The 18,710-nt window shown below is 72.3% G+C and carries 14 protein-coding genes; 3 read left to right on the top strand and 11 right to left on the bottom strand.

Annotation, left to right across the window (positions count from 1 at the left end):
• Positions 1–3: 3 nt before the first annotated feature.
• The 3 genes from ACIPJI_RS02230 to ACIPJI_RS02220 all read right to left on the bottom strand — a co-directional run bounded on the left by ACIPJI_RS02230 (position 4) and on the right by ACIPJI_RS02220 (position 4,272).
• A complete protein-coding gene (locus ACIPJI_RS02230; RefSeq protein ID WP_307706364.1) occupies positions 4–363 on the bottom strand; it encodes a histidine triad nucleotide-binding protein in 360 nt (119 codons plus the stop codon).
• Positions 364–495: 132 nt separating this feature from the next.
• Positions 496–3,699 carry a S41 family peptidase gene (locus ACIPJI_RS02225; protein ID WP_356620932.1) on the bottom strand — a complete coding sequence of 1,068 codons (3,204 nt, stop codon included), beginning with the start codon at positions 3,697–3,699 and terminating at the stop codon, positions 496–498.
• 45 nt (positions 3,700–3,744) lie between these two features.
• Positions 3,745–4,272 (bottom strand): hypothetical protein, encoded by a 528-nt coding sequence (locus ACIPJI_RS02220; RefSeq protein ID WP_356620933.1) that lies wholly within the window; start codon positions 4,270–4,272, stop codon positions 3,745–3,747.
• A gap of 74 nt (positions 4,273–4,346) precedes the next feature.
• Between ACIPJI_RS02220 and ACIPJI_RS02215 the strand changes: the two genes are divergently transcribed.
• Positions 4,347–4,739: a hypothetical protein gene (locus ACIPJI_RS02215; protein ID WP_307706367.1), complete on the top strand. Its 393-nt coding sequence runs from the start codon at positions 4,347–4,349 to the stop codon at positions 4,737–4,739.
• Between the two features lie 50 nt (positions 4,740–4,789).
• Here the strand turns inward: ACIPJI_RS02215 and ACIPJI_RS02210 are convergent, their stop codons facing one another.
• The 4 genes from ACIPJI_RS02210 to hrcA all read right to left on the bottom strand — a co-directional run bounded on the left by ACIPJI_RS02210 (position 4,790) and on the right by hrcA (position 9,164).
• Positions 4,790–5,533 (bottom strand): 16S rRNA (uracil(1498)-N(3))-methyltransferase, encoded by a 744-nt coding sequence (locus tag ACIPJI_RS02210; RefSeq protein ID WP_402243950.1) that lies wholly within the window; start codon positions 5,531–5,533, stop codon positions 4,790–4,792.
• Positions 5,533–6,609 carry a nitronate monooxygenase gene (locus tag ACIPJI_RS02205; protein ID WP_402243948.1) on the bottom strand — a complete coding sequence of 359 codons (1,077 nt, stop codon included), beginning with the start codon at positions 6,607–6,609 and terminating at the stop codon, positions 5,533–5,535. Before ACIPJI_RS02205 ends, ACIPJI_RS02210 begins: the two co-directional genes overlap by 1 nt.
• 392 nt (positions 6,610–7,001) lie before the next feature.
• The gene (gene dnaJ, locus ACIPJI_RS02200) at positions 7,002–8,138 is read right to left on the bottom strand and encodes a molecular chaperone DnaJ (RefSeq protein WP_307706370.1); all 1,137 of its coding nucleotides are present in this window, start codon (positions 8,136–8,138) and stop codon (positions 7,002–7,004) included.
• Complete coding sequence (hrcA, locus tag ACIPJI_RS02195) at positions 8,139–9,164, bottom strand: heat-inducible transcriptional repressor HrcA (protein WP_307706371.1); 1,026 nt, start codon at positions 9,162–9,164, stop codon at positions 8,139–8,141.
• Between the two features lie 186 nt (positions 9,165–9,350).
• Between hrcA and ACIPJI_RS02190 the strand changes: the two genes are divergently transcribed.
• Both ACIPJI_RS02190 and ACIPJI_RS02185 read left to right on the top strand, forming a co-directional pair.
• Complete coding sequence (locus ACIPJI_RS02190; RefSeq protein WP_356620937.1) at positions 9,351–10,073, top strand: MBL fold metallo-hydrolase; 723 nt, start codon at positions 9,351–9,353, stop codon at positions 10,071–10,073.
• A gap of 26 nt (positions 10,074–10,099) precedes the next feature.
• Positions 10,100–10,906: a DUF3097 domain-containing protein gene (locus ACIPJI_RS02185; RefSeq protein WP_356620938.1), complete on the top strand. Its 807-nt coding sequence runs from the start codon at positions 10,100–10,102 to the stop codon at positions 10,904–10,906.
• Positions 10,907–10,981: 75 nt separating this feature from the next.
• Here ACIPJI_RS02185 and hemW read toward each other — a convergent pair whose 3' ends face one another.
• The 4 genes from hemW to lepA form a co-directional block, all read right to left on the bottom strand.
• Positions 10,982–12,214: a radical SAM family heme chaperone HemW gene (gene hemW / locus ACIPJI_RS02180; RefSeq protein WP_356620939.1), complete on the bottom strand. Its 1,233-nt coding sequence runs from the start codon at positions 12,212–12,214 to the stop codon at positions 10,982–10,984.
• 14 nt (positions 12,215–12,228) lie between these two features.
• Entirely contained in the window at positions 12,229–14,307 is a 2,079-nt protein-coding gene (locus tag ACIPJI_RS02175; RefSeq protein WP_402244726.1) for a SpoIIE family protein phosphatase, read from the bottom strand.
• Positions 14,308–14,509: 202 nt separating this feature from the next.
• Positions 14,510–16,399, bottom strand: a complete 1,890-nt coding sequence (locus ACIPJI_RS02170) for an AMP-dependent synthetase/ligase (RefSeq protein WP_402243946.1) — start codon at positions 16,397–16,399, stop codon at positions 14,510–14,512.
• A 268-nt stretch (positions 16,400–16,667) separates the two neighbouring features.
• Positions 16,668–18,530 carry a translation elongation factor 4 gene (gene lepA, locus ACIPJI_RS02165; protein ID WP_356620941.1) on the bottom strand — a complete coding sequence of 621 codons (1,863 nt, stop codon included), beginning with the start codon at positions 18,528–18,530 and terminating at the stop codon, positions 16,668–16,670.
• Between the last annotated feature and the right edge of the window lie 180 nt (positions 18,531–18,710).

Here is an 18,710-nt window from a genome sequence, read left to right as displayed (position 1 = left end):
GGTCTAGCCGGGGGGCCACTCGAGGCCGCGGCCTCCGAGGACGTGCGCGTGCGCGTGGAAGACGGTCTGCCCGGCGCCGGACCCGGTGTTGAAGACGATCCGGTAGCCGCTCCGGTCCGCCTTCTCGTCGGCGGCGACCTGCCCGGCCTCGTGCAGCACGTCGGCGGCCAGCTGCGGCGCGCCGACGGCGAGGGAGGCGGCGTCCGGGTAGTGCGCCTTGGGGATGACGAGGACGTGCGTGGGGGCCTGGGGGTTTATGTCGCGGAAGGCGAGGGTGGTCTCCGTCTCACGGACGACCGTGGCGGGCACCTCCCCTGAGACGATCTTGCAGAACAGACAGTCCGCCTGCGGTTCTCCGGCCATTCCCCGGTCCTCCCTCGAGCTCGACCACTTCCGCCCGCATGCTATCGGCCCGGCCGCCCCCGGCACCGCCCGGGCGCGGTCCGCCCGCCCGGCCCATGGGGCCGGGCGGGCGGACCGGGGGCCCGGCAACGGCTACGGCAGGGACGGCGGCTGCTTCGCCGGCGTCGACGCGAGCGCCTCCAGCGCCAGACGCACCGCCTCGTCCAGTTGCGGGTCGCGTCCCGCCGCGTGGTCCTGCGGGGCGGGGACGACCTCGACGTCCGGGTCGACGCCGCGGTTCTCCACGTCCCAGCCGTAACCCTCCAGCCAGAAGGCGTACTTCGGCTGGGTGACCAGCGTGCCGTCGATGAGGGAGTAGCGGCTGTCGATGCCCACGACGCCGCCCCAGGTGCGGGTGCCGACCACGGGGCCGATGCCCAGCGCCTTGATCGCCGCGTTGACGATGTCGCCGTCGGAGCCGGAGAACTCGTTGGCGACGGCGACGACCGGACCCCGCGGGGCATCCAGCGGGTAGCTGGACGGCTGCATGCCGCGCGGCAGGTCCCAGCCCACGATGCGGCGGGCCAGCTTCTCGACGACGAGCTGTGAGGTGTGCCCTCCGCGGTTCTCCCGTACGTCCACGACGAGGCCGTCCTTCGCCACCTCCACCCGCAGGTCGCGGTGGATCTGCGCCCAGCCGGGGGCCTGCATGTCCGGCACGTGCAGGTAGCCCAGGCGCCCGCCGGACTTCTCGTGCACATAGGCGCGCCGGTCGGCGACCCACGCGTGGTACCGCAGGGGTTCCTCGTCGGCGAGGGGGACGACGACGGCGTGCCGGGGGTCGCCGCCGCCCGCCGGTGAGACGGTCAGTTCGACCGCCTTGCCGGCCGCGCCGACGAGCAGTGGCCCGGGGCCCCTGACCGGGTCGACGGGCCGGCCGTCCACGGCGAGCAGCGTGTCACCGGCGCGCAGGGCGACACCGGGCGCGGCCAGCGGCGAGTGCGCGTGGGGGTCGGAGGACTCGGACGGCAGGATGCGGTCGATGCGCCAACTGCCGTCCTCGGTACGGGAGATGTCCGCGCCGAGCAGTCCCTGCCGGGTGGACGCGTCGCCGTGGTCGCCGTGGGGGATGACGTACGCGTGCGAGGTGCCGAGCTCGCCCTGCACCTCCCACAGCAGGTCGACGAGGTCGTCGTGGGTCGCGACGCGGTCGAGGACGGGCCGGTAGCGCTCGAGGACGCCCGCCCAGTCGACACCGCCGAGGTCGGGCCGCCAGAAGTGGTCCCGCATGAGCCGCCCGGCCTCGTCGTACATCTGCCGCCATTCGGCGGCCGGTTCGACGGTGCGACGCACCCGGGACAGGTCGACGGTGATGCTCGCGGCCTGGTCGTTGTCACCGTCGTCGTGCGAGGCCTCGCGGTCGCTGGGAACGACCTTGAGCTTGTCGCCGGTGTACAGCAGAACCCGCTTGCCGTCGCCGCTGACGCGGAAGTAGGAGGCGTCGGAGGCGAGTTCCTCGACCCGCTGCTGCCCCAGGTCGTAGCGCTCCAGGGTGGTCCGGGGCCCCGGGTCGTCGGGGGTGGCGCGGCCCGCGCCGAGGACCCCGCGCAGCGGGTGGCGCAGCCACAGCAGACCGTCCTTGGCGGCGCGCAAAGTCGAGTAGCTGGCGGCCTCGACCGGGAACGGCACGATGCGGTCGGCGAGCCCGTCGAGGTCGATACGGGTGACGGGCGCCGAGCCGTCGTCCGTCTCCGACGAGCCGTCCTTGTCCGCCTCGAAGGGCCGGCCGTGCCGCTGCGGCCCGAACGGCGAGGGCGTGGTCGCCGCCAGCGTGATCAGGTGCGGCCGGCACCCGCCCACGAAGGCCAGGTCGAAGACGTGCGCGTCGTAGACGGGGTCGAAGGCGCGCTCCGAGAGGAACGCGAGGTGCTTGCCGTCGAGGGTGAAGGCGGGCTGGAAGTCGGCGAACCGCAGCGGTGTCGCCTCGGAGACGGTCAGATCACCGGTGTTGGCGAGTTTGATCTGCCGCAGCGGGCTGGGGCCGGGGTGGGACCAGGCGAGCCATGCCGAGTCGGGCGAGAAGACGAGGCCGTCGGCGTCGCCGTGCTCGCTGCGGTCCACCTCGCGGACCTCCCCCGTCTCGCGCTCGACGAGGAGGACGCGGCCGTCGTGCGAGGCGACGGCGGCGCGGCTGCCGTCGGGGGCGACGGCGAGTGCCAGTACCCGGCCGAGCCGGCCCGCGGCGAGTCTGCGCGGAGTGGCGCCGGCGGCGGTACCGGTGGCGGGCGCGAACTCGAGCGCGTCGTCGCCCTCCGCGTCGGTCACCCAGACGACGTACTGCTCGCCGTCGACGCCGAACGTACGCGGCATCCTCGCCCGTACGCCCGGTTCGACGGCGAGCGAACGCGCGGGTCCTCCACGGTGGGTGACCCAGTGGATGCCGCCGCGGATCTCCACGGCGCTGCCGCGGCCGGTGTGGTCCGGGTCCGCCGCGCCGAGGTGGTGGCCGGCGTCGATCGGCCGGGGCTGGAGATCGGTGCGCTGGCCGCCGAGCCGGATGTCCAGGCGGCGCGGCTGCTCGCCGTCCAGGCCCTCCAGCAGCCACAGCTCGCCGGCGCAGGCGTAGGCGACACGGGTGCCGTCGGTCGCCGCGTGGCGGGCGTAGAAGCCGTCCAGGCCGGTGTGGCGGCGCAGGTCCGAGCCGTCGGGCAGCGACGAGTACAGGGCGCCGACACCCTCGTGGTCGGAGAGGAACGCGACCCGCTCGCCCACCCACAGGGGGTATTCGACGTTCCCGTCGATGTCCTCGTGGAGGCGTACGAACTCGCCCTCGGTCTCCCCCTCGATCCACAACTTGCCCGCCGTGCCGCCGCGGTAGCGCTTCCAGGCCGCGGCCTCGCGCCCCATGGTGGCCGACAGCAGCAGCGTGCGAGGGCCGTACGCGACGCCGCCGACGGGCCCGTACGGGAGGATTTCGGAAGGGCCGCCGTCGAGCGGCACCGCGTGCGCCCAGGTGCGGCGCAGCGACGCCTGCCCGTGCGTGGTGAGCGCCAGGACCCGGCCGTCGGGGGTCCAGCCCCGTACGGAGGTCTTGTGGCTGCCCCAGTGGGTGAGCCGGTCGGAAGGGCCGCCGTCGACGGGCGCCAGGTGGACCTCCGGCGTGCCGTCGCGGTACGAGGACCAGGCGATACGGGTGCCGTCGGGAGAGATCCTGGGGTGGTTCACGGGCATGTTGTCGGCGCTCACGCGCCACGCCCGGCCGCCGTCGAGCGGCGCGACCCAGACGTCGTCCTCGGCGGTGAAGGCGATCAACTCGCCGTGCAGATGCGGGTACCGGAGGTAGGCAGGGTGCGTCACACCGTCACCCTAGGCAGGTGGGAGCCTCAGGGTGTGGTTTTTGGATCACTTGCCCGGAACGGCGGTCACCGTTTCGGTGACGGTGACGGTGACGGTCGGGTACGGCCTCCCGGGAGCGGGAGGGTCGCCGGCCGGCGCACTGCTCGGTGCGGCACTGCAGTCGCCGAGCATGGTCGCCTGAAAGACGATCTTCTTCTCGATCCGTGCGGTCAGATCGCCACGGACACACTTCCCGCCGCGTTCCTCCGTCACCTTGCCGGTGACGGTGATGTCCTGACCGGACCCGGTCTCACCCTGGCAGTCCACGGAGGCACGGCTTGGACCGGAACCGGGCGAGGCGGTGGAACCGGGCGAGGCGGTGGCGGGGGTGTCGGCCTTCGCCGTGCAACTGAGCCAGGCGACCTCGAACTTGAGCCGCTCGAGCGTGCTGGTCGCGGTCAGGTCGGTGGTGACGGCCACGGCACCGGTGTTCAGCCCTCCTGCGGTGGGCTCGCAGGCCACGAGGGCGGGAACTGCCGCTGCTGCGACGGCGATCGCGGCCAAGGCGCGCCGTGCTCTGGTCCGGGCGGGCATGAAGCCAGAGTGCCAGCACCTCCCGGCCGGTAAAAGAGTGGTTGCGGCCATGGTGCCGCCCGTACGGTCGGGTCATGGCCAGGAAGCTCCGGCGCGCCCGCCGCCTCGTCGTGGACGCGGGCAACGTGTACATGTGGTCGGTGAGGCACCGCCACACACGGGACGGCTCGGGCACCCGTGACTGCCGTACGACGCTGTCGCTGTGGCGCGAGGGAACGCAGCAGCGCCTGGCGGTCGTCTTCCGGGAAGGCCCCGGCCGGATCGTCTCCGGCGGGTACTTCGAGGCGGGTGCCGTGGTCTCCGGCGGGACCTGGCTGAATCTCTACGAACCGGGCGTGGCACGGCGGTTCCTGGACGCGGCCACCGCCCGCGGGCTCCTGCCGGACACGCCGCGGACGGTCGAGACCGACGGGTGGCCGCTGTTCGACGCGGTGGCCGGCGACGTGCCGGCAGGCCCGGCCGGCTGAGCCGACAGGGGCCGCCCCTTCAGGCCGGCTGAGCCGACGGACCGCCCCGCTCAGGACCAGCGGCCGGTGCGCCCCAGCAGGAGCGCCGTCGCCGCCGTGCCGGCCGTGGACGTACGCAGCACGCTGCGTCCCAGCCGGTACGGCCTGGCGCCCGCCTCCGCGAACAGGTCGAGCTCCTGCGGGGACACACCGCCCTCGGGGCCGACCACGAGCACGATCGAGCCCTCCGTGGGGAGTTCCGCCGTGGCGAGCGGCATGGCGCCCTCCTCGTGAAGCACCGCGGCGAAGTCCGCGTCCGCCAGAAGTGCCGCGACCTGCTTGGTCGTTGCCGGCTCCGCGACCTCCGGGAAGCGGAGCCTGCGCGACTGCTTGCCCGCCTCACGGGCCGTCGCCCGCCACTTGGCGAGCGACTTCGCGCCGCGCTCGCCCTTCCACTGGGTGATGCAGCGCGCCGCCGACCACGGCACGACCGCGTCCACACCGGTCTCGGTCATGGTCTCCACGGCGAGTTCGCCGCGGTCACCCTTGGGCAGCGCCTGCACGACGGTGATGCGGGGCACCGGCTGCGGCTCCTCGGGGCACTCGCTCACCTCGACCGTCAGACGGTCCTTGCCCTCGGTGGAGACGACGGTGCCCGACGCTCCGCGGCCGCCGCCGTCCGTGAGGACGACGTCCTCGCCCGGCTGGAGCCTGCGCACGGAGACGGCGTGCCGACCCTCCGGCCCGTCCAGGACGACGGTCGCGCCGGGCGCGACGCCCGCGAGCGATTCGACGAGGAAGACAGGAGCGGTCATCACACACCACCGCCGAGCGACAGCGCGGCCCGTGCCGAGTCCGCCTCCGCCGCCAGCACCCCCACCAGCTGGGCGGCGGGCATCTCACGCGCCAGCCGGTGCCCCTGGCCCGCCCACAGCGACATGCCCTGCGCGTCGCCCGCCTTCGCGGCGGCCTTGCGCAGCCCGCTCGTCAGATGGTGCACCTCGGGGTACGCGGCCGGCGCGTACGGCCCGTGCTCCCGCATGAACCTGTTCACCAGCCCCCGCGCAGGCCGCCCGGAGAAGGCCCGGGTCAGGTCGGTGCGCACGAACAGCGGGTCGGTCATGGCCTGTTTGTGTACCGGGTGTGCCCCCGACTCGGGGCACACCAGGAACGCGGTACCGAGCTGGGCGGCACTCGCCCCGGCCGCCAGGACCGCGGCGATCTGACTGCCGCGCATCAGTCCGCCGGCGGCGATGACAGGCATCTGTACGGTCTCCTTCACCAGTGCGAGAAGCGCGAGCAGTCCGTAACCGGACCCGTCGGTCGCGGGGTCGTCCCGGTGCGTGCCCTGATGGCCGCCGGCCTCGACGCCCTGCACACACACCGCGTCGGCACCGGCCCACTGGGCCGCCCGCGCCTCCTCCGGCGTGGTGACGGTCACGATCGTGAAGGTGCCCGCCTTGCTGAACGACTCGATGACGCTGCGCGAGGGACAGCCGAAGGTGAACGAGACGACCGGGACGGGGTCGTCGAGCAGGATCGCGAGCTTCGCGTCGTAACCGTCGTCCCGTCCCCTGTCGGGATCACCGAGCGGCGTCTCGTACCAGGCGGACTCACCGGCGAGCTGGTCCTGGTAGACACCGAGGGCGGCGGGGTCGGCGTTGCCGGGCTGCGGCATGAACAGGTTGACGCCGAAAGGCCGCGCGGTCAGCCCGCGGACCTGTTTGACCTCTTCGTACATCCCGTCCGCCGTCTTGTACCCGGCGGCCAGGAAGCCCAGCCCACCGGTCTCCGACACGGCGGCGACCAACTGCGGACAGGAAGCGCCGCCGGCCATGGGTGCCTGCACGATCGGATGACGGCAGAGGCCGGCCAGTGCGGATGACGACATGCACGCATCGTGCCACGTCCCCGCGACGGGTCCGAATCCCCCATTCCGCCCGAACCCGCGTCGGGCCCGCAGGGGCATGCTTCCCCCTACCCGCCCCTTACCGCCGTGCCGATGTGCGGCTCCGCCGCGTGGCGGGCAGGCCCCGGATTCCCGTACCGCGCTCCGCGCGGTGCCCTCGATCTCCCCCTACGCCTGGCGGCCGTGGGAGGTGCCCCCAGGCGGGCTGGATTTCGCTTCGCGAAACCAGCCCCGTCCGCGATCGAGGCGCGGGGGTCCGGTGGGGGTCACCCCACGCCGCCAGGCGTAGGGGGAGGAGACCCCGGTTACGGGAAGGGGAGGGGCGGGGAGGGGACACCGCCCCGCGCAGCGGACCCGCCCCGCCCACCACCGGGCTAACGCCCGTTGAACGCGTCCTTCAGCCGCGAGAACAGCCCCTGCTGGCCCGGCTGGAACTGGCCCAGCGGCCGCTCCTCGCCCCGCAGCTTCGCCAGGTCCCTCAGCAGTCGCTCCTGCTCCACGTCCAGCTTCGTCGGCGTCGTCACCTCGACATGCACGATCAGGTCGCCCCGGCCGCCACCGCGCAGGTGCGTGATCCCGCGGCCGTGCAGCGGGATCGACTGGCCGGACTGCGTGCCCGGACGGATGTCGACCTCCTCCACGCCGTCGAGCGTCTCGAGCGGGCACTTCGTGCCCAGCGCCGCCGCGGTCATGGGGATCGTCACCGTGCAGTGCAGGTCGTCGCCGCGCCGCTGGAAGACGGGGTGGGCGACCTCGTGGATCTCGACGTACAGGTCACCGGCGGGGCCGCCGCCGGGGCCGACCTCGCCCTCGCCCGCGAGCTGGATCCGGGTGCCGTTGTCGACACCGGCCGGGATCTTCACGGTCAGCGTCCGCCGCGACCGGACGCGGCCGTCGCCGGCGCACTCGGGGCACGGGGTCGGCACGACCGTGCCGAAGCCCTGGCACTGGGGGCAGGGCCGCGACGTCATGACCTGGCCCAGGAAGGACCGCGTCACCTGCGAGACCTCGCCGCGCCCGCGGCACATGTCGCAGGTCTGCGCCGACGTGCCGGGCGCCGCGCCCTCGCCGGAGCAGGTCGTACAGACGACGGCCGTGTCGACCTGGATGTCCTTCGTGGTGCCGAAGGCCGCTTCGCCCAGCTCGATCTCCAGCCGGATCATCGCGTCCTGGCCGCGGCGCGTACGCGAGCGCGGCCCGCGCTGCGACGCCGTGCCGAAGAACGCGTCCATGATGTCGGAGAAGTTGCCGAAGCCGCCCGCACCGAAGCCTCCGGCGCCGCCGCCCCCGGCCTGCGAGAGCGGGTCACCGCCGAGGTCGTAGACCTGCTTCTTCTGCGGGTCCGAGAGCACCTCGTACGCGGCGTTGATCTCCTTGAAGCGCTCCTGCGTCTTCGGGTCCGGATTCACGTCCGGGTGGAGTTCGCGCGCGAGGCGGCGGAAGGCCTTCTTGATCTCGTCCTGCGATGCGTCGCGGCGTACGCCGAGTACGGCGTAGTAGTCCGTGGCCACTTACGACTCCGCCAGGATCTGTCCGACGTAACGTGCCACTGCGCGTACCGCTCCCATCGTTCCGGGGTAGTCCATGCGGGTCGGTCCGACCACGCCGAGTTTCGCTACTGCCTCGTCGCCCGAACCGTAGCCGACCGAGACCACGGACGTGGAGTTGAGGCCTTCATGGGCGTTCTCGTGACCGATACGTACGGTCATGCCCATACCGCCCGACTCGTTCGCCTCGCCGAGCAGCTTGAGGAGCACCACATGCTCCTCGAGCGCCTCCAGCACCGGCCGGATGGTCAGCGGGAAGTCGTGCCCGAAGCGGGTCAGATTGGCGGTGCCGCCGATCACGAGCCGCTCCTCGGTCTCCTCGACCAGGGTCTCGAGCAGTGTGGAGAGCACCGTGGAGACGGTGCCGCGGTCCTCGTGCTCGAAGGATTCGGGAAGGTCCTGCACCAGCTGCGGCACGTCCGCGAAGCGGCGTCCCACGACCCGGCTGTTGAGCCGGGCCCGCAGGTCCGCGAGCGAGGCGTCGCCGAACGGGGCGGGGCAGTCGATCATGCGCTGCTCGACCCGGCCCGTGTCCGTGATCAGCACGAGCATCAGGCGGGCGGGCGCGAGGGAGAGGAGCTCCACGTGCCGGACCGTGGACCGGGTAAGCGACGGGTACTGGACGACGGCGACCTGCCGGGTCAACTGCGCCAGCAGCCGCACCGTACGTCCCACGACGTCGTCGAGGTCGACCGCCCCGTCCAGGAAGTTCTGGATGGCGCGGCGCTCCGGCGACGACAGCGGCTTGACGCCGGCCAGCCGGTCGACGAACAGCCGGTACCCCTTGTCCGTGGGGATCCGCCCGGCGCTCGTGTGGGGCTGGGCGATGAAGCCCTCCTCCTCCAGCACGGCCATGTCGTTGCGGACGGTGGCCGGGGAGACGCCGAGGTTGTGACGCTCCGTGAGGGCCTTGGAGCCGACAGGCTCCTCGGTGCCGACGTAGTCCTGGACGATGGCGCGCAGCACCTCGAGCCTGCGTTCGCTGAGCATTCGCGCACCTCCAGCTGTGGTTCCTCTGTGTGTCCTGGCACTCGGTGCGCCCGAGTGCCAGCATTCCCCCGGCCAGTGTACGGCTGCCGGGTACGCGGGTAGCAAGGGTGGCCGACCGTGCGGTCGGACACGCGCTCGTGCGGCCCGCGCAGGTCGATGCGGATGTGATGCGGATAGCGTCGCCGTATGGACGTCAGTTGGGAAGACTTCGGCTGGGAACGAGTGGCCGAGGGGGTCGGCCGCCGCCGCCTCCCGAGGTGGGACGCGACCGCCGGCCTGGTCGTCGGCCAGGACGCCGTGCTGCTGTACGACACGGGCTCCACGCTCCGCGAGGGGGCCGAGCTGCGGGCCCAGGCACAGGGGCTGCTCGGGGGGCGCCGCGTGACGCACATCGCACTCAGCCATCCCCACTTCGACCATGTGCTGGGCACGGCGGCCTTCGCGGGGGCGGAGGTGTACGGGGCTGTGGGCATGGACACGCTGCTGCGCCGGGAGCGGGACGCGCTCCGCGCGTCCGCGATCCGGCACGGGGTCGCTGCCGAGGAGGCGGCGGAGGCCGCGGACATGGTGGTGGCGCCGCAGCATGCGGTGTGCGGGGAGTGGACGCTCGACCTGGGAGGCCGCCAGGTGCTGCTGGCCAATGTGGGCCCCGGCCACACGGGCCACGACCTGGCGCTGCTGGTGCCCGCCGAACGGGAAGTGGTGTTCTGCGGAGACCTGGTGGAGGAATCCGGGGAGCCGCAGGCCGGCCGGGACGCCGTCGGGCCCCAGTGGCCCGCCGCCCTCGACAGGCTGCTGGCCCTCGGCGGTGAGGACGCCCTGTACGTCCCCGGGCACGGCGCGGTGGTCGACGCGGCGTTCGTACGGGCCCAGCGCGACGAACTGGCGGCGCGTTTCGGCGTGTCGTAGCGGCGTGCGGCCGTATCGTCGTGCGAATGCGCAGCTACAGCCCTGATCTCACGCCGCCGTGGAAGCGGTCGAAGCCCGTGCCGGAGGTCCCGGCCGACCCTGAGCTTGTGGTGGAGGAGGTGTCGACCGGCTTCTGCGGCGCCGTGATCCGCTGCGAGGCGGGGACCGTCACCCTGGAGGACCGCTTCGGCAAGCACCGGGTGTTCCCGCTCGAGCCGCGGGGCTTCCTGCTGGAGGGCAAGGTCGTCACGCTGGTCCGTCCGGCCCCGGCCGGCCCGGCACGTCCGTCCCGTACGGCCTCCGGCTCTCTCGCCGTTCCCGGCGCCCGGGCCCGGGTCGCCCGCGCGGGCCGCATCTACGTGGAGGGCCGCCACGACGCCGAGCTCGTGGAGCGGGTGTGGGGCGACGACCTGCGGATCGAGGGCGTGGTGGTCGAGTACCTGGAGGGCGTCGACGACCTGCCGTCGATCGTGGCGGACTTCTCCCCCGGTCCCGACGCCCGCCTCGGCGTCCTGGTGGACCACCTGGTCGAGGGCTCCAAGGAGTCCCGTATCGCGGCCTCGGTCACCGACCCGCACGTGCTGGTGGTGGGCCACCCGTACATCGACGTGTGGGAGGCGGTGAAGCCCTCTTCCGTGGGCATCCCCGCGTGGCCCACGGTGCCGCGCGGTCAGGACTGGAAGACGGGCGTGTGCCGCGCCCTCGGCTGGCCGGAGAACACGGGCGCGGCCTGGCAGCACATCCTCTCCAAGGTCCGTTCGTACAAGGACCTGGAGCCTGCGCTGCTGGGGCGGGTCGAGGAATTGATCGACTTCGTGACCGTGTCCGACTAGACCTGTCCGGCCGAGGGGGGCATTCACTCCGGCCGGTATCACTCCGGCCGGTGGTCGTTCACTCCGGCCGGTCCCTCAGTCCACCAGGTCCCGCACCACCGCGTCCGCCAGCAGCCGTCCCCGCAGGGTCAGCACCGCGCGCCCGGCCTCGTACGCGCCGGGCTCCAGCAGCCCGTCGGCCAGGGAACGGGCGGCCGCCGCGAGGCCGGCCTCACGCAGGAGGTCCAGCGGTACGCCGTCCCGCAGGCGCAGCTCGAGAAGGATCCGCTCCACGCGGCGGTCCTCGTCGGGGAGGAGCTCGCGGCCCGCGCCGGGCGAGCGGCCCTCCGCCAGGGCTGCCGCGTACGCGCCCGGGTGCTTGACGTTCCACCAGCGCACGCCGCCGACGTGGCTGTGCGCCCCAGGGCCGGCGCCCCACCAGTCGGCGCCGCGCCAGTACAGCTCGTTGTGCAGGCAGCGGCCTTCCGGCGACGTGGCCCAGTTGGAGACCTCGTACCAGTCGTAGCCGGCCGCGCCGAGCACCTCGTCGGCGATCAGATAGCGGTCGGCGTGGACGTCGTCGTCGGTCATGGGCACCTCGCCGCGGCGGATGCGGCGCGCGAGCTGTGTGCCCTCCTCCACGATCAGCGCGTACGCCGACACATGGTCCGGTCCCGCGCCCACGGCGGCCTCCAGCGAGGCCCGCCAGTCGTCGTCGCTCTCGCCCGGGGTGCCGTAGATCAGGTCGAGGTTCACATGGTCGAAGCCCGCGGCCCGCGCCTCCGCCACGCACGCTTCCGGCCGGCCGGGGGTGTGGGTGCGGTCGAGCACCTTCAGCACGTGCTGCCGCGCGCTCTGCATACCGAAGGAGACCCGGTTGAAGCCGCCCTCCCGCAGGGCCGCCAGATAGGCCGGGTCGACGGACTCCGGGTTCGCCTCCGTCGTGATCTCCGCGTCGTCGGCGAGACCGAACTCCTGACGCACCACGTCCAGCATCCGTACGAGATCACCGGCGGCCAGCAGTGTCGGTGTGCCCCCGCCCACGAACACCGTCCGCACCGGCCGCGGGTCGTCGCCGAGGACCTTGCGGGCGAGACGGACCTCGTCCGCCAGGGTCTCGGCGTAGTTGTCTCGGGAGGCGAGCACTCCCCCCGAGCCGCGCAGCTCGGTGGCCGTGTAGGTGTTGAAGTCGCAGTAGCCGCAGCGCGTCGCGCAGTACGGCACGTGCAGGTAGAAGGCCAGCGGCCGGGCTTCGGCGCCGTGGAGGGCGGACGCGGGCAGCGCGCCGTCCTCGGGCATGGGCTCGCCGTCAGGCAGTACGGAAGGCATGCCCCCATTGTCCGTCACCCGGCAGGTCGCCCCGCCTGGAGCACCAGCAGCGCCAGATCGTCCCCGGGCGGCGTCGGCGCGAACGCGTGCACCGCGGCCCTGATCCGCTCGGCGACTCCCTGCGCCGTGAGCCCGGCGCATCCGGACAGGACGGCCGCGAGACCGTCCTCGTCGTCGAACATCCGCGACCCGGAGCGCCGCTCGGTCACCCCGTCGGTGACGCACAGGAGCGTGTCACCGGGCTCCAGGTCGAAGGTGTGGCTCTGGTACGCGACGTCGTCGACGACCCCGAGCAGCACCTGCGGCTCGGCCAGGGCCCGTACGGTGCCGTCGGGCCGGAGCAGCAGGGGCAGCGGGTGCCCGGCGCTCGCCAGGGTGCAGCGGGCGCCGTCGGCGCCGGACGGTGACGGCACCACCTGGCCGTACAGCAGCGACAGGAAGCGCGCGTGCTGCCCGTCCGGGAGGCCCGGCCCGTGCCCACCGGTGACGATCAGTGCCGCTGCCTCCGCCGCCTCCATCGCGTCGTCGAGGAGGAGGCCGTTGAGCCGGTCGAGGACCTGGCCGACCTCGTAGCCCTCGCGGGCGAGCAGCCGCAGCCAGGGCCTGGCGAGCCCGGTGACGACGGCGGCCTCCGGCCCGCTGCCCTGGACGTCGCCGAGCATGAAGCACCAGCGGCCGCCGGACCCGGCGGGGAAGACGTCGTAGAAGTCGCCGCCGGCGACACCGTCGTCACTGGGCTCGTAGACCAGGAACGTGTCGACGCCCGGGATCTGTCCCACCCTGCTCGGCAGCAGGCCGCGCTGGAGGACCCGGCTGATGGTGGCCTGCCGGGTGTACCGGCGGGCGGCGCTGACGGCCAGGGCGACCCGCCGGGCGAAGTCCTCGATGAGTGCGGCCACTTCGGCGGGGACGCCCGCCGGGCCGTTCTGCGCGACGAGCAGCATGCCGAGACGGTGGCCGCCGACGCCGAGGCGGTAGGCCAGGGCGGTGACCGGTTCCTCGGCGGGCAGGGGCCCGGCCGGCTGCTGGGTGCCGGTGACGGCGGGCGGCCCGGCCACGCCCGGGTAGGGAGTGGCGGCGGCGGGCTCGGGCGGGTGCGGCGCCCCGGCCGCTCGCCGGGGGACGTCCTGCGCCGCCGGGGCGCCGTGCGGCGGCGCGGGGTGCTCGCCGTGGGTCCCGTCCGGCCATGCCACCGGCACCGGTCCACCGTCCGACGTCAGAGGCAGCAGGGGCGGCTCCTCGCCCAGGGCCTCCCGCAGCGGCCCGACACGTGCCTCGTCGCTGTGCCACACCCCGACGAGCCTCGCCCCCGTCCCTCCTTCCCCGGTCCCTCGTCCGTGCCCCTTCGCCCCGCCGTCCAGCCAGATCGCGCACCGGTCGGCGAGCCGCGGCACCAGCAGCTGGCCCGCCAGCGCGGCGACCATGTCCTCGTCCAGTTGCCCGGCGAGCAGGTCGGACGCCTCGGCGAGGAACGCGGGCGCCCCGCGGCTCACCCACTCCAGGTCGTCACGCCCGCGCCCCGGCGCGGACGTCTCCGTCCCGTCCGCGCCCCGGCGTGCGGGCGGTGCGAAGTACGCGGCGGCGGGCGGGCGGATGTCACGGCCGTCGAGCGGCAGGCGGGCCCAGACCGTCTTCAGCGCTGCGTGGAACGTGATGCCCCAGCGTTCCGCGAGGGAGGCGACGAGCTGGAGGCCGCGGCCGTAGTCCGCGGTGCCGGACTCGTCGGCGCTGTGCGGCCCGCCGGTGACGGCGCTGGCGGGGTGGTGGTCGGAGACCTCGACCACCAGCGCGGCCGGTTCCTCGTGCGTGGACTCCTCGAAACGGCAGAGCAGTTCCGCCGCGGTGCCGGCGTGCACGACGGCGTTGGTGACGAGCTCGCTGACGACGACGGCCGCGTCGTCGGCAAGCCGGTCGGCGCAGGAGCCGCCGGACAGGAGACCGAGGCCCGTCCACCCGTCGACGGCGTCGCGCACGAAACGGCGTGCTGCGGCCGGGGCCAGGAGGTTGCCGGGCAGGCTGGTGTGCACGACCAGCCTGGGGTCGGACCGTGCCGGCCACACGGGAGTCGAAGAGTTGCCGGTCTCGCGCTGCATCGGAATGGACCCCACCCGCGGCTCCTGGTCGGTGCTGGCGTGCGCCGCTTATGACACCGACAGAGTGACAGACCGAGGGGGCTCATAAGCACGGAGTCACCGAACTAGGGGGAAGGAAACCGGCAGGAAGGCCTAAAGAGCACACACGCATGCGGCGGAACGGCCGTCGGTCCGACACCGTTCCGCCGCTGTTCGTGCGGGGTCACGCCTCGCGGGAACCGGCGTACATGTCCTCGATCAGGTCCTTGTACTCGCGCTCCACGACCGGGCGCTTCAGCTTGAGGCTGGGCGTCAGTTCGCCGTGCTCGATGTCCAGGTCACGCGGGAGCAGCCGGAACTTCTTGATGGTCTGCCAGCGCTGGAGCCCCTCGTTGAGGCGCTTCACATAGCCCTCGATGAGCTGCTCGACCTGCGGAGAGGCGACGACCTCGGCGTAGCTCTTGCCGCCCAGGCCGTTCTCCTCCGCCCAGCCGAGGATCGTCGGCTCGTCCAGGGCGATCAGCGCGGTGCAGAAGTTACGGTCCGCGCCGTGCACCAGGATGTTGGACACGAACGGGCACACCGCCTTGAACTGGCCCTCGACCTCGGCGGGCGCGATGTACTTGCCGCCGGACGTCTTGATGAGGTCCTTCTTGCGGTCCGTGATCCGCAGGTAGCCGTCGGCGGACAGCTCGCCGATGTCGCCGGTGTGGAACCAGCCGTCGGGCTCGAGGACCTCGGCGGTCTTCTCGGGCAGGTTGTGGTAGCCCTCCATGATCCCGGGGCCGCGGAGCAGGATCTCGCCGTCGTCGGCGATGCGCACCTCGCAGCCGGGCACCGGCTTGCCGACCGTGCCGGTGCGGTAGGCCTCGCCCGGGTTGACGAAGGAGGCGGCGCTCGACTCCGTCAGACCGTAGCCCTCGAGGATGTGGATGCCGGCGCCGGCGAAGAAGTAGCCGATGTCGGGGGCGAGGGCGGCGGAACCGGAGACGGCGGCGCGCAGCCGCCCGCCGAACGCCTCGCGCAGCTTGGAGTAGACGAGCGCGTCGGCGACCTTGTGCTTGGCGTTCAGACCGAAGGGGGCGGACGCGTTACCGGTGCGGCGGAAGTTGTCCTGTGTGACCTTCGCGTACTCGCGGGCGACTCCCGCGGCCCACTGGAAGATCTTGTACTTGGCGCCGCCGCCGGCGCGCGCCTTGGCCGCGACCCCGTTGTAGACCTTCTCGAAGATGCGGGGAACGGCCGCCATGTACGTCGGCTGGACGACCGGAAGGTTCTCGATGATCTTGTCGACGCGGCCGTCGACCGCCGTGACATGGCCGACCTCGATCTGCCCCGAGGTCAGCACCTTGCCGAAGACGTGGGCGAGCGGCAGCCAGAGGTACTGCACGTCGTCCTTGGTGACCAGGCCGGTCGCGGCGATGGCCTTCGCCATGTAGGACCAGTTGTCGTGCGGCAGGCGCACACCCTTGGGGCGACCCGTGGTGCCCGAGGTGTAGATGAGGGTCGCCAGTTGGTCGGCGGTGATCGCCGCGACCCGCTCCTTGACCGCCTCCGGGTTCTTGGCGAGGTACTTCGCACCGCGCGCCTCGAGGTCGGCCAGGGTGAGGACCCACCCCTCCGGCTCGGTGCTGTCCGGCTCGACGCCGGCCGGGTCGATGACCACGACATGCTTCAGCTCGGGCAGCTCGGTGCGCTTCTCCCGCGCCTTGGCCAGCTGGACGGCGTCCTCGGCGATCAGCACCCGGCTCGAGGAGTCGGCGAGGATGTACGCCGACTCCTCCGCGTTGGTGGACGGGTAGATCGTCGTGGTGGCGCCGCCCGCGCACATCACGCCGAGGTCGGCGAGGATCCACTCGACCCGGGTGGAGGAGGCGAGCGCGACCCGCTCCTCCGCGTTCACGCCCAGGTCGATCAGTCCGGCCGCGACGGCGTAGACCCGCTCGGCGGCCTGCCCCCAGCTCAGGGACTTCCAGTCGTCGGGGCCCGAGCCCGAGGCGGGGGGCACCGGGTACCGGTAGGCCTCACCGTCCGGCGTGGCTGCCACGCGCTCGGTGAAGAGGGTCGCCACCGAAGGCGGCCGGTTCTCGATCAGGGTCTGGGTTTCGCTCACGACGTCCTCCGGGCCTGCGGCAACACTGCACGACTGGCTGGTTGTTTAACTGGCGAGTAACCATCGAGCCGTGCTCAGAGTAGAGCCCGTGGGACCGGCGCGTAAGTGCCTGCGGGCTGCCGCTTGATAACGAACAGAGCGCAGGTCCACCGGTTGGCGGAACGGATCGATGCATAAGGCACCTACATTCCGCGACGGTTCCGGACGGCCGAAAGCGCCCGTCCCGGCACGGGACGGGCGCTTTCGCGGGCCCAGGGCGACGCGGTGGCTACTTCTTCTTGCCACCCTCGTCGCTGGACAGCACCGCGATGAAGGCCTCCTGCGGGACCTCCACGGAACCGACCATCTTCATCCGCTTCTTACCTTCCTTCTGCTTCTCGAGCAGCTTCCGCTTACGGGAGATGTCACCGCCGTAGCACTTGGCGAGGACGTCCTTGCGGATGGCGCGGATGGTTTCGCGGGCGATGACCCGGGATCCGATGGCCGCCTGGATCGGCACCTCGAACGCCTGCCTCGGGATCAGCTCGCGCAGCTTGGCGACGAGCCGCACGCCGTACGCGTAGGCGGCGTCCTTGTGGGTGATCGCCGAGAACGCGTCCACCTTGTCGCCGTGCAGCAGGATGTCGACCTTGACCAGGCTGGAGGCCTGCTCGCCGGTGGGCTCGTAGTCCAGTGAGGCGTAGCCCCGGGTCTTGGACTTCAGCTGGTCGAAGAAGTCGAAGACGATCTCCGCGAGCGGCAGGGTGTAGCGGATCTCGACCCGGTCCTCGGAGAGGTAGTCCATGCCGAGGAGGGTGCCGCGGCGGGTCTGGCACAGCTCCATGATCGAACCGATGAACTCGCTGGGCGCGAGGATCGTGGCGCGCACGACCGGCTCGTGGACATCGGCGATCTTCCCCTCGGGGAACTCGCTCGGGTTGGTGACCGTGTGCTCGGTACCGTCCTCCATCGTCACGCGGTAGACCACGTTCGGTGCGGTGGCGATCAGGTCAAGGCCGAACTCGCGCTCCAGGCGCTCCCGGATCACGTCCAGGTGCAGCAGGCCGAGGAAGCCCACACGGAAGCCGAAGCCCAGCGCCGCCGACGTCTCGGGCTCGTACACCAGCGCGGCGTCGTTGAGCTGGAGCTTGTCGAGGGCGTCACGCAGCTCGGGATAGTCGGAGCCGTCCAGCGGATACAGGCCGGAGAACACCATCGGCTTCGGGTCCTTGTAGCCGCCGAGGGCCTGGGTGGCTCCCTTGTGCAGAGTGGTGATCGTGTCACCGACCTTGGACTGGCGGACGTCCTTCACACCGGTGATGAGGTAACCCACCTCACCGACACCGAGGCCGTCGGCCGGCAGCATCTCCGGCGAGTTGGTGCCGATCTCCAGCAGCTCGTGCGTGGCGCCGGTCGACATCATCCGGATCCGCTCACGCTTGTTGAGCTGGCCGTCGATGACACGGACGTACGTGACGACACCGCGGTACGAGTCGTAGACGGAGTCGAAGATCATCGCGCGGGCGGGGGCGTCGGCGACACCGACCGGGGGCGGCACCTCCCGGACCACCCGGTCGAGCAGCGCCTCGACACCGAGACCCGTCTTGGCGGAGACCCTGAGCACATCGGTCGGGTCGCAGCCGACCAGGTTCGCCAGTTCCTCGGCGAACTTCTCCGGCTGGGCGGCCGGCAGGTCGATCTTGTTGAGCACCGGGACGATCGCGAGGTCGTTCTCCATCGCCAGGTACAGGTTGGCGAGGGTCTGCGCCTCGATGCCCTGGGCCGCGTCGACCAGCAGGACCGTGCCCTCACAGGCGGCCAGGGACCGGGACACCTCGTACGTGAAGTCGACGTGACCCGGGGTGTCGATCATGTTGAGGATGTGGGTCTTCCCCTGCCCCTCTCCCTCGGTGGGGGCCCAGGGCAGACGGACCGCCTGGGACTTGATCGTGATGCCGCGCTCGCGCTCGATGTCCATCCGGTCGAGGTACTGGGCGCGCATCTGCCGCTGCTCGACCACACCCGTCAGCTGGAGCATCCGGTCGGCAAGGGTCGACTTGCCGTGGTCGATGTGCGCGATGATGCAGAAGTTGCGGATCAGAGCCGGGTCGGTACGGCTCGGCTCGGGCACGTGGATAGGAGTCGCGGGCACGCAGGGTCCTGATTCTTTGGCAGACGCCGGGTCGGTGAGCTCGGCTCGGGCTCGGCTCGGCTCTTTGTCGGATCGATACGTAGGCTCCATGGTCCCACGGGTCGGCGACTGTGCCGGGTTTGGGCCGCCCGTGGGGCGACTGGTAGCCTGAGCAGCTGTGTCTCGTTTCCTCTCCGGAGG

Source organism: Streptomyces sp. NPDC086835, from assembly GCF_044745705.1.
GTDB lineage: Bacteria > Actinomycetota > Actinomycetes > Streptomycetales > Streptomycetaceae > Streptomyces.
The sequence above is the reverse complement of the archived record's forward strand: the minus strand, read 5'-3'. Positions and strand labels throughout refer to the sequence as shown.

Excerpts from the sequence above, each read along its gene's own strand:
- ACIPJI_RS02230 (WP_307706364.1), bottom strand. The coding sequence starts at position 363 with ATGGCCGGAGAACCGCAGGCGGACTGTCTGTTCTGCAAGATCGTCTCA.
- ACIPJI_RS02220 (WP_356620933.1), bottom strand. The coding sequence starts at position 4,272 with ATGCCCGCCCGGACCAGAGCACGGCGCGCCTTGGCCGCGATCGCCGTC.
- ACIPJI_RS02215 (WP_307706367.1), top strand. The coding sequence starts at position 4,347 with ATGGCCAGGAAGCTCCGGCGCGCCCGCCGCCTCGTCGTGGACGCGGGC.
- ACIPJI_RS02210 (WP_402243950.1), bottom strand. The coding sequence starts at position 5,533 with ATGACCGCTCCTGTCTTCCTCGTCGAATCGCTCGCGGGCGTCGCGCCC.
- ACIPJI_RS02205 (WP_402243948.1), bottom strand. The coding sequence starts at position 6,609 with ATGTCGTCATCCGCACTGGCCGGCCTCTGCCGTCATCCGATCGTGCAG.
- hrcA (WP_307706371.1), bottom strand. The coding sequence starts at position 9,164 with ATGCTCAGCGAACGCAGGCTCGAGGTGCTGCGCGCCATCGTCCAGGAC.
- ACIPJI_RS02190 (WP_356620937.1), top strand. The coding sequence starts at position 9,351 with ATGGACGTCAGTTGGGAAGACTTCGGCTGGGAACGAGTGGCCGAGGGG.
- ACIPJI_RS02185 (WP_356620938.1), top strand. The coding sequence starts at position 10,100 with ATGCGCAGCTACAGCCCTGATCTCACGCCGCCGTGGAAGCGGTCGAAG.
- hemW (WP_356620939.1), bottom strand. The coding sequence starts at position 12,214 with ATGCCTTCCGTACTGCCTGACGGCGAGCCCATGCCCGAGGACGGCGCG.
- ACIPJI_RS02175 (WP_402244726.1), bottom strand. The coding sequence starts at position 14,307 with ATGCAGCGCGAGACCGGCAACTCTTCGACTCCCGTGTGGCCGGCACGG.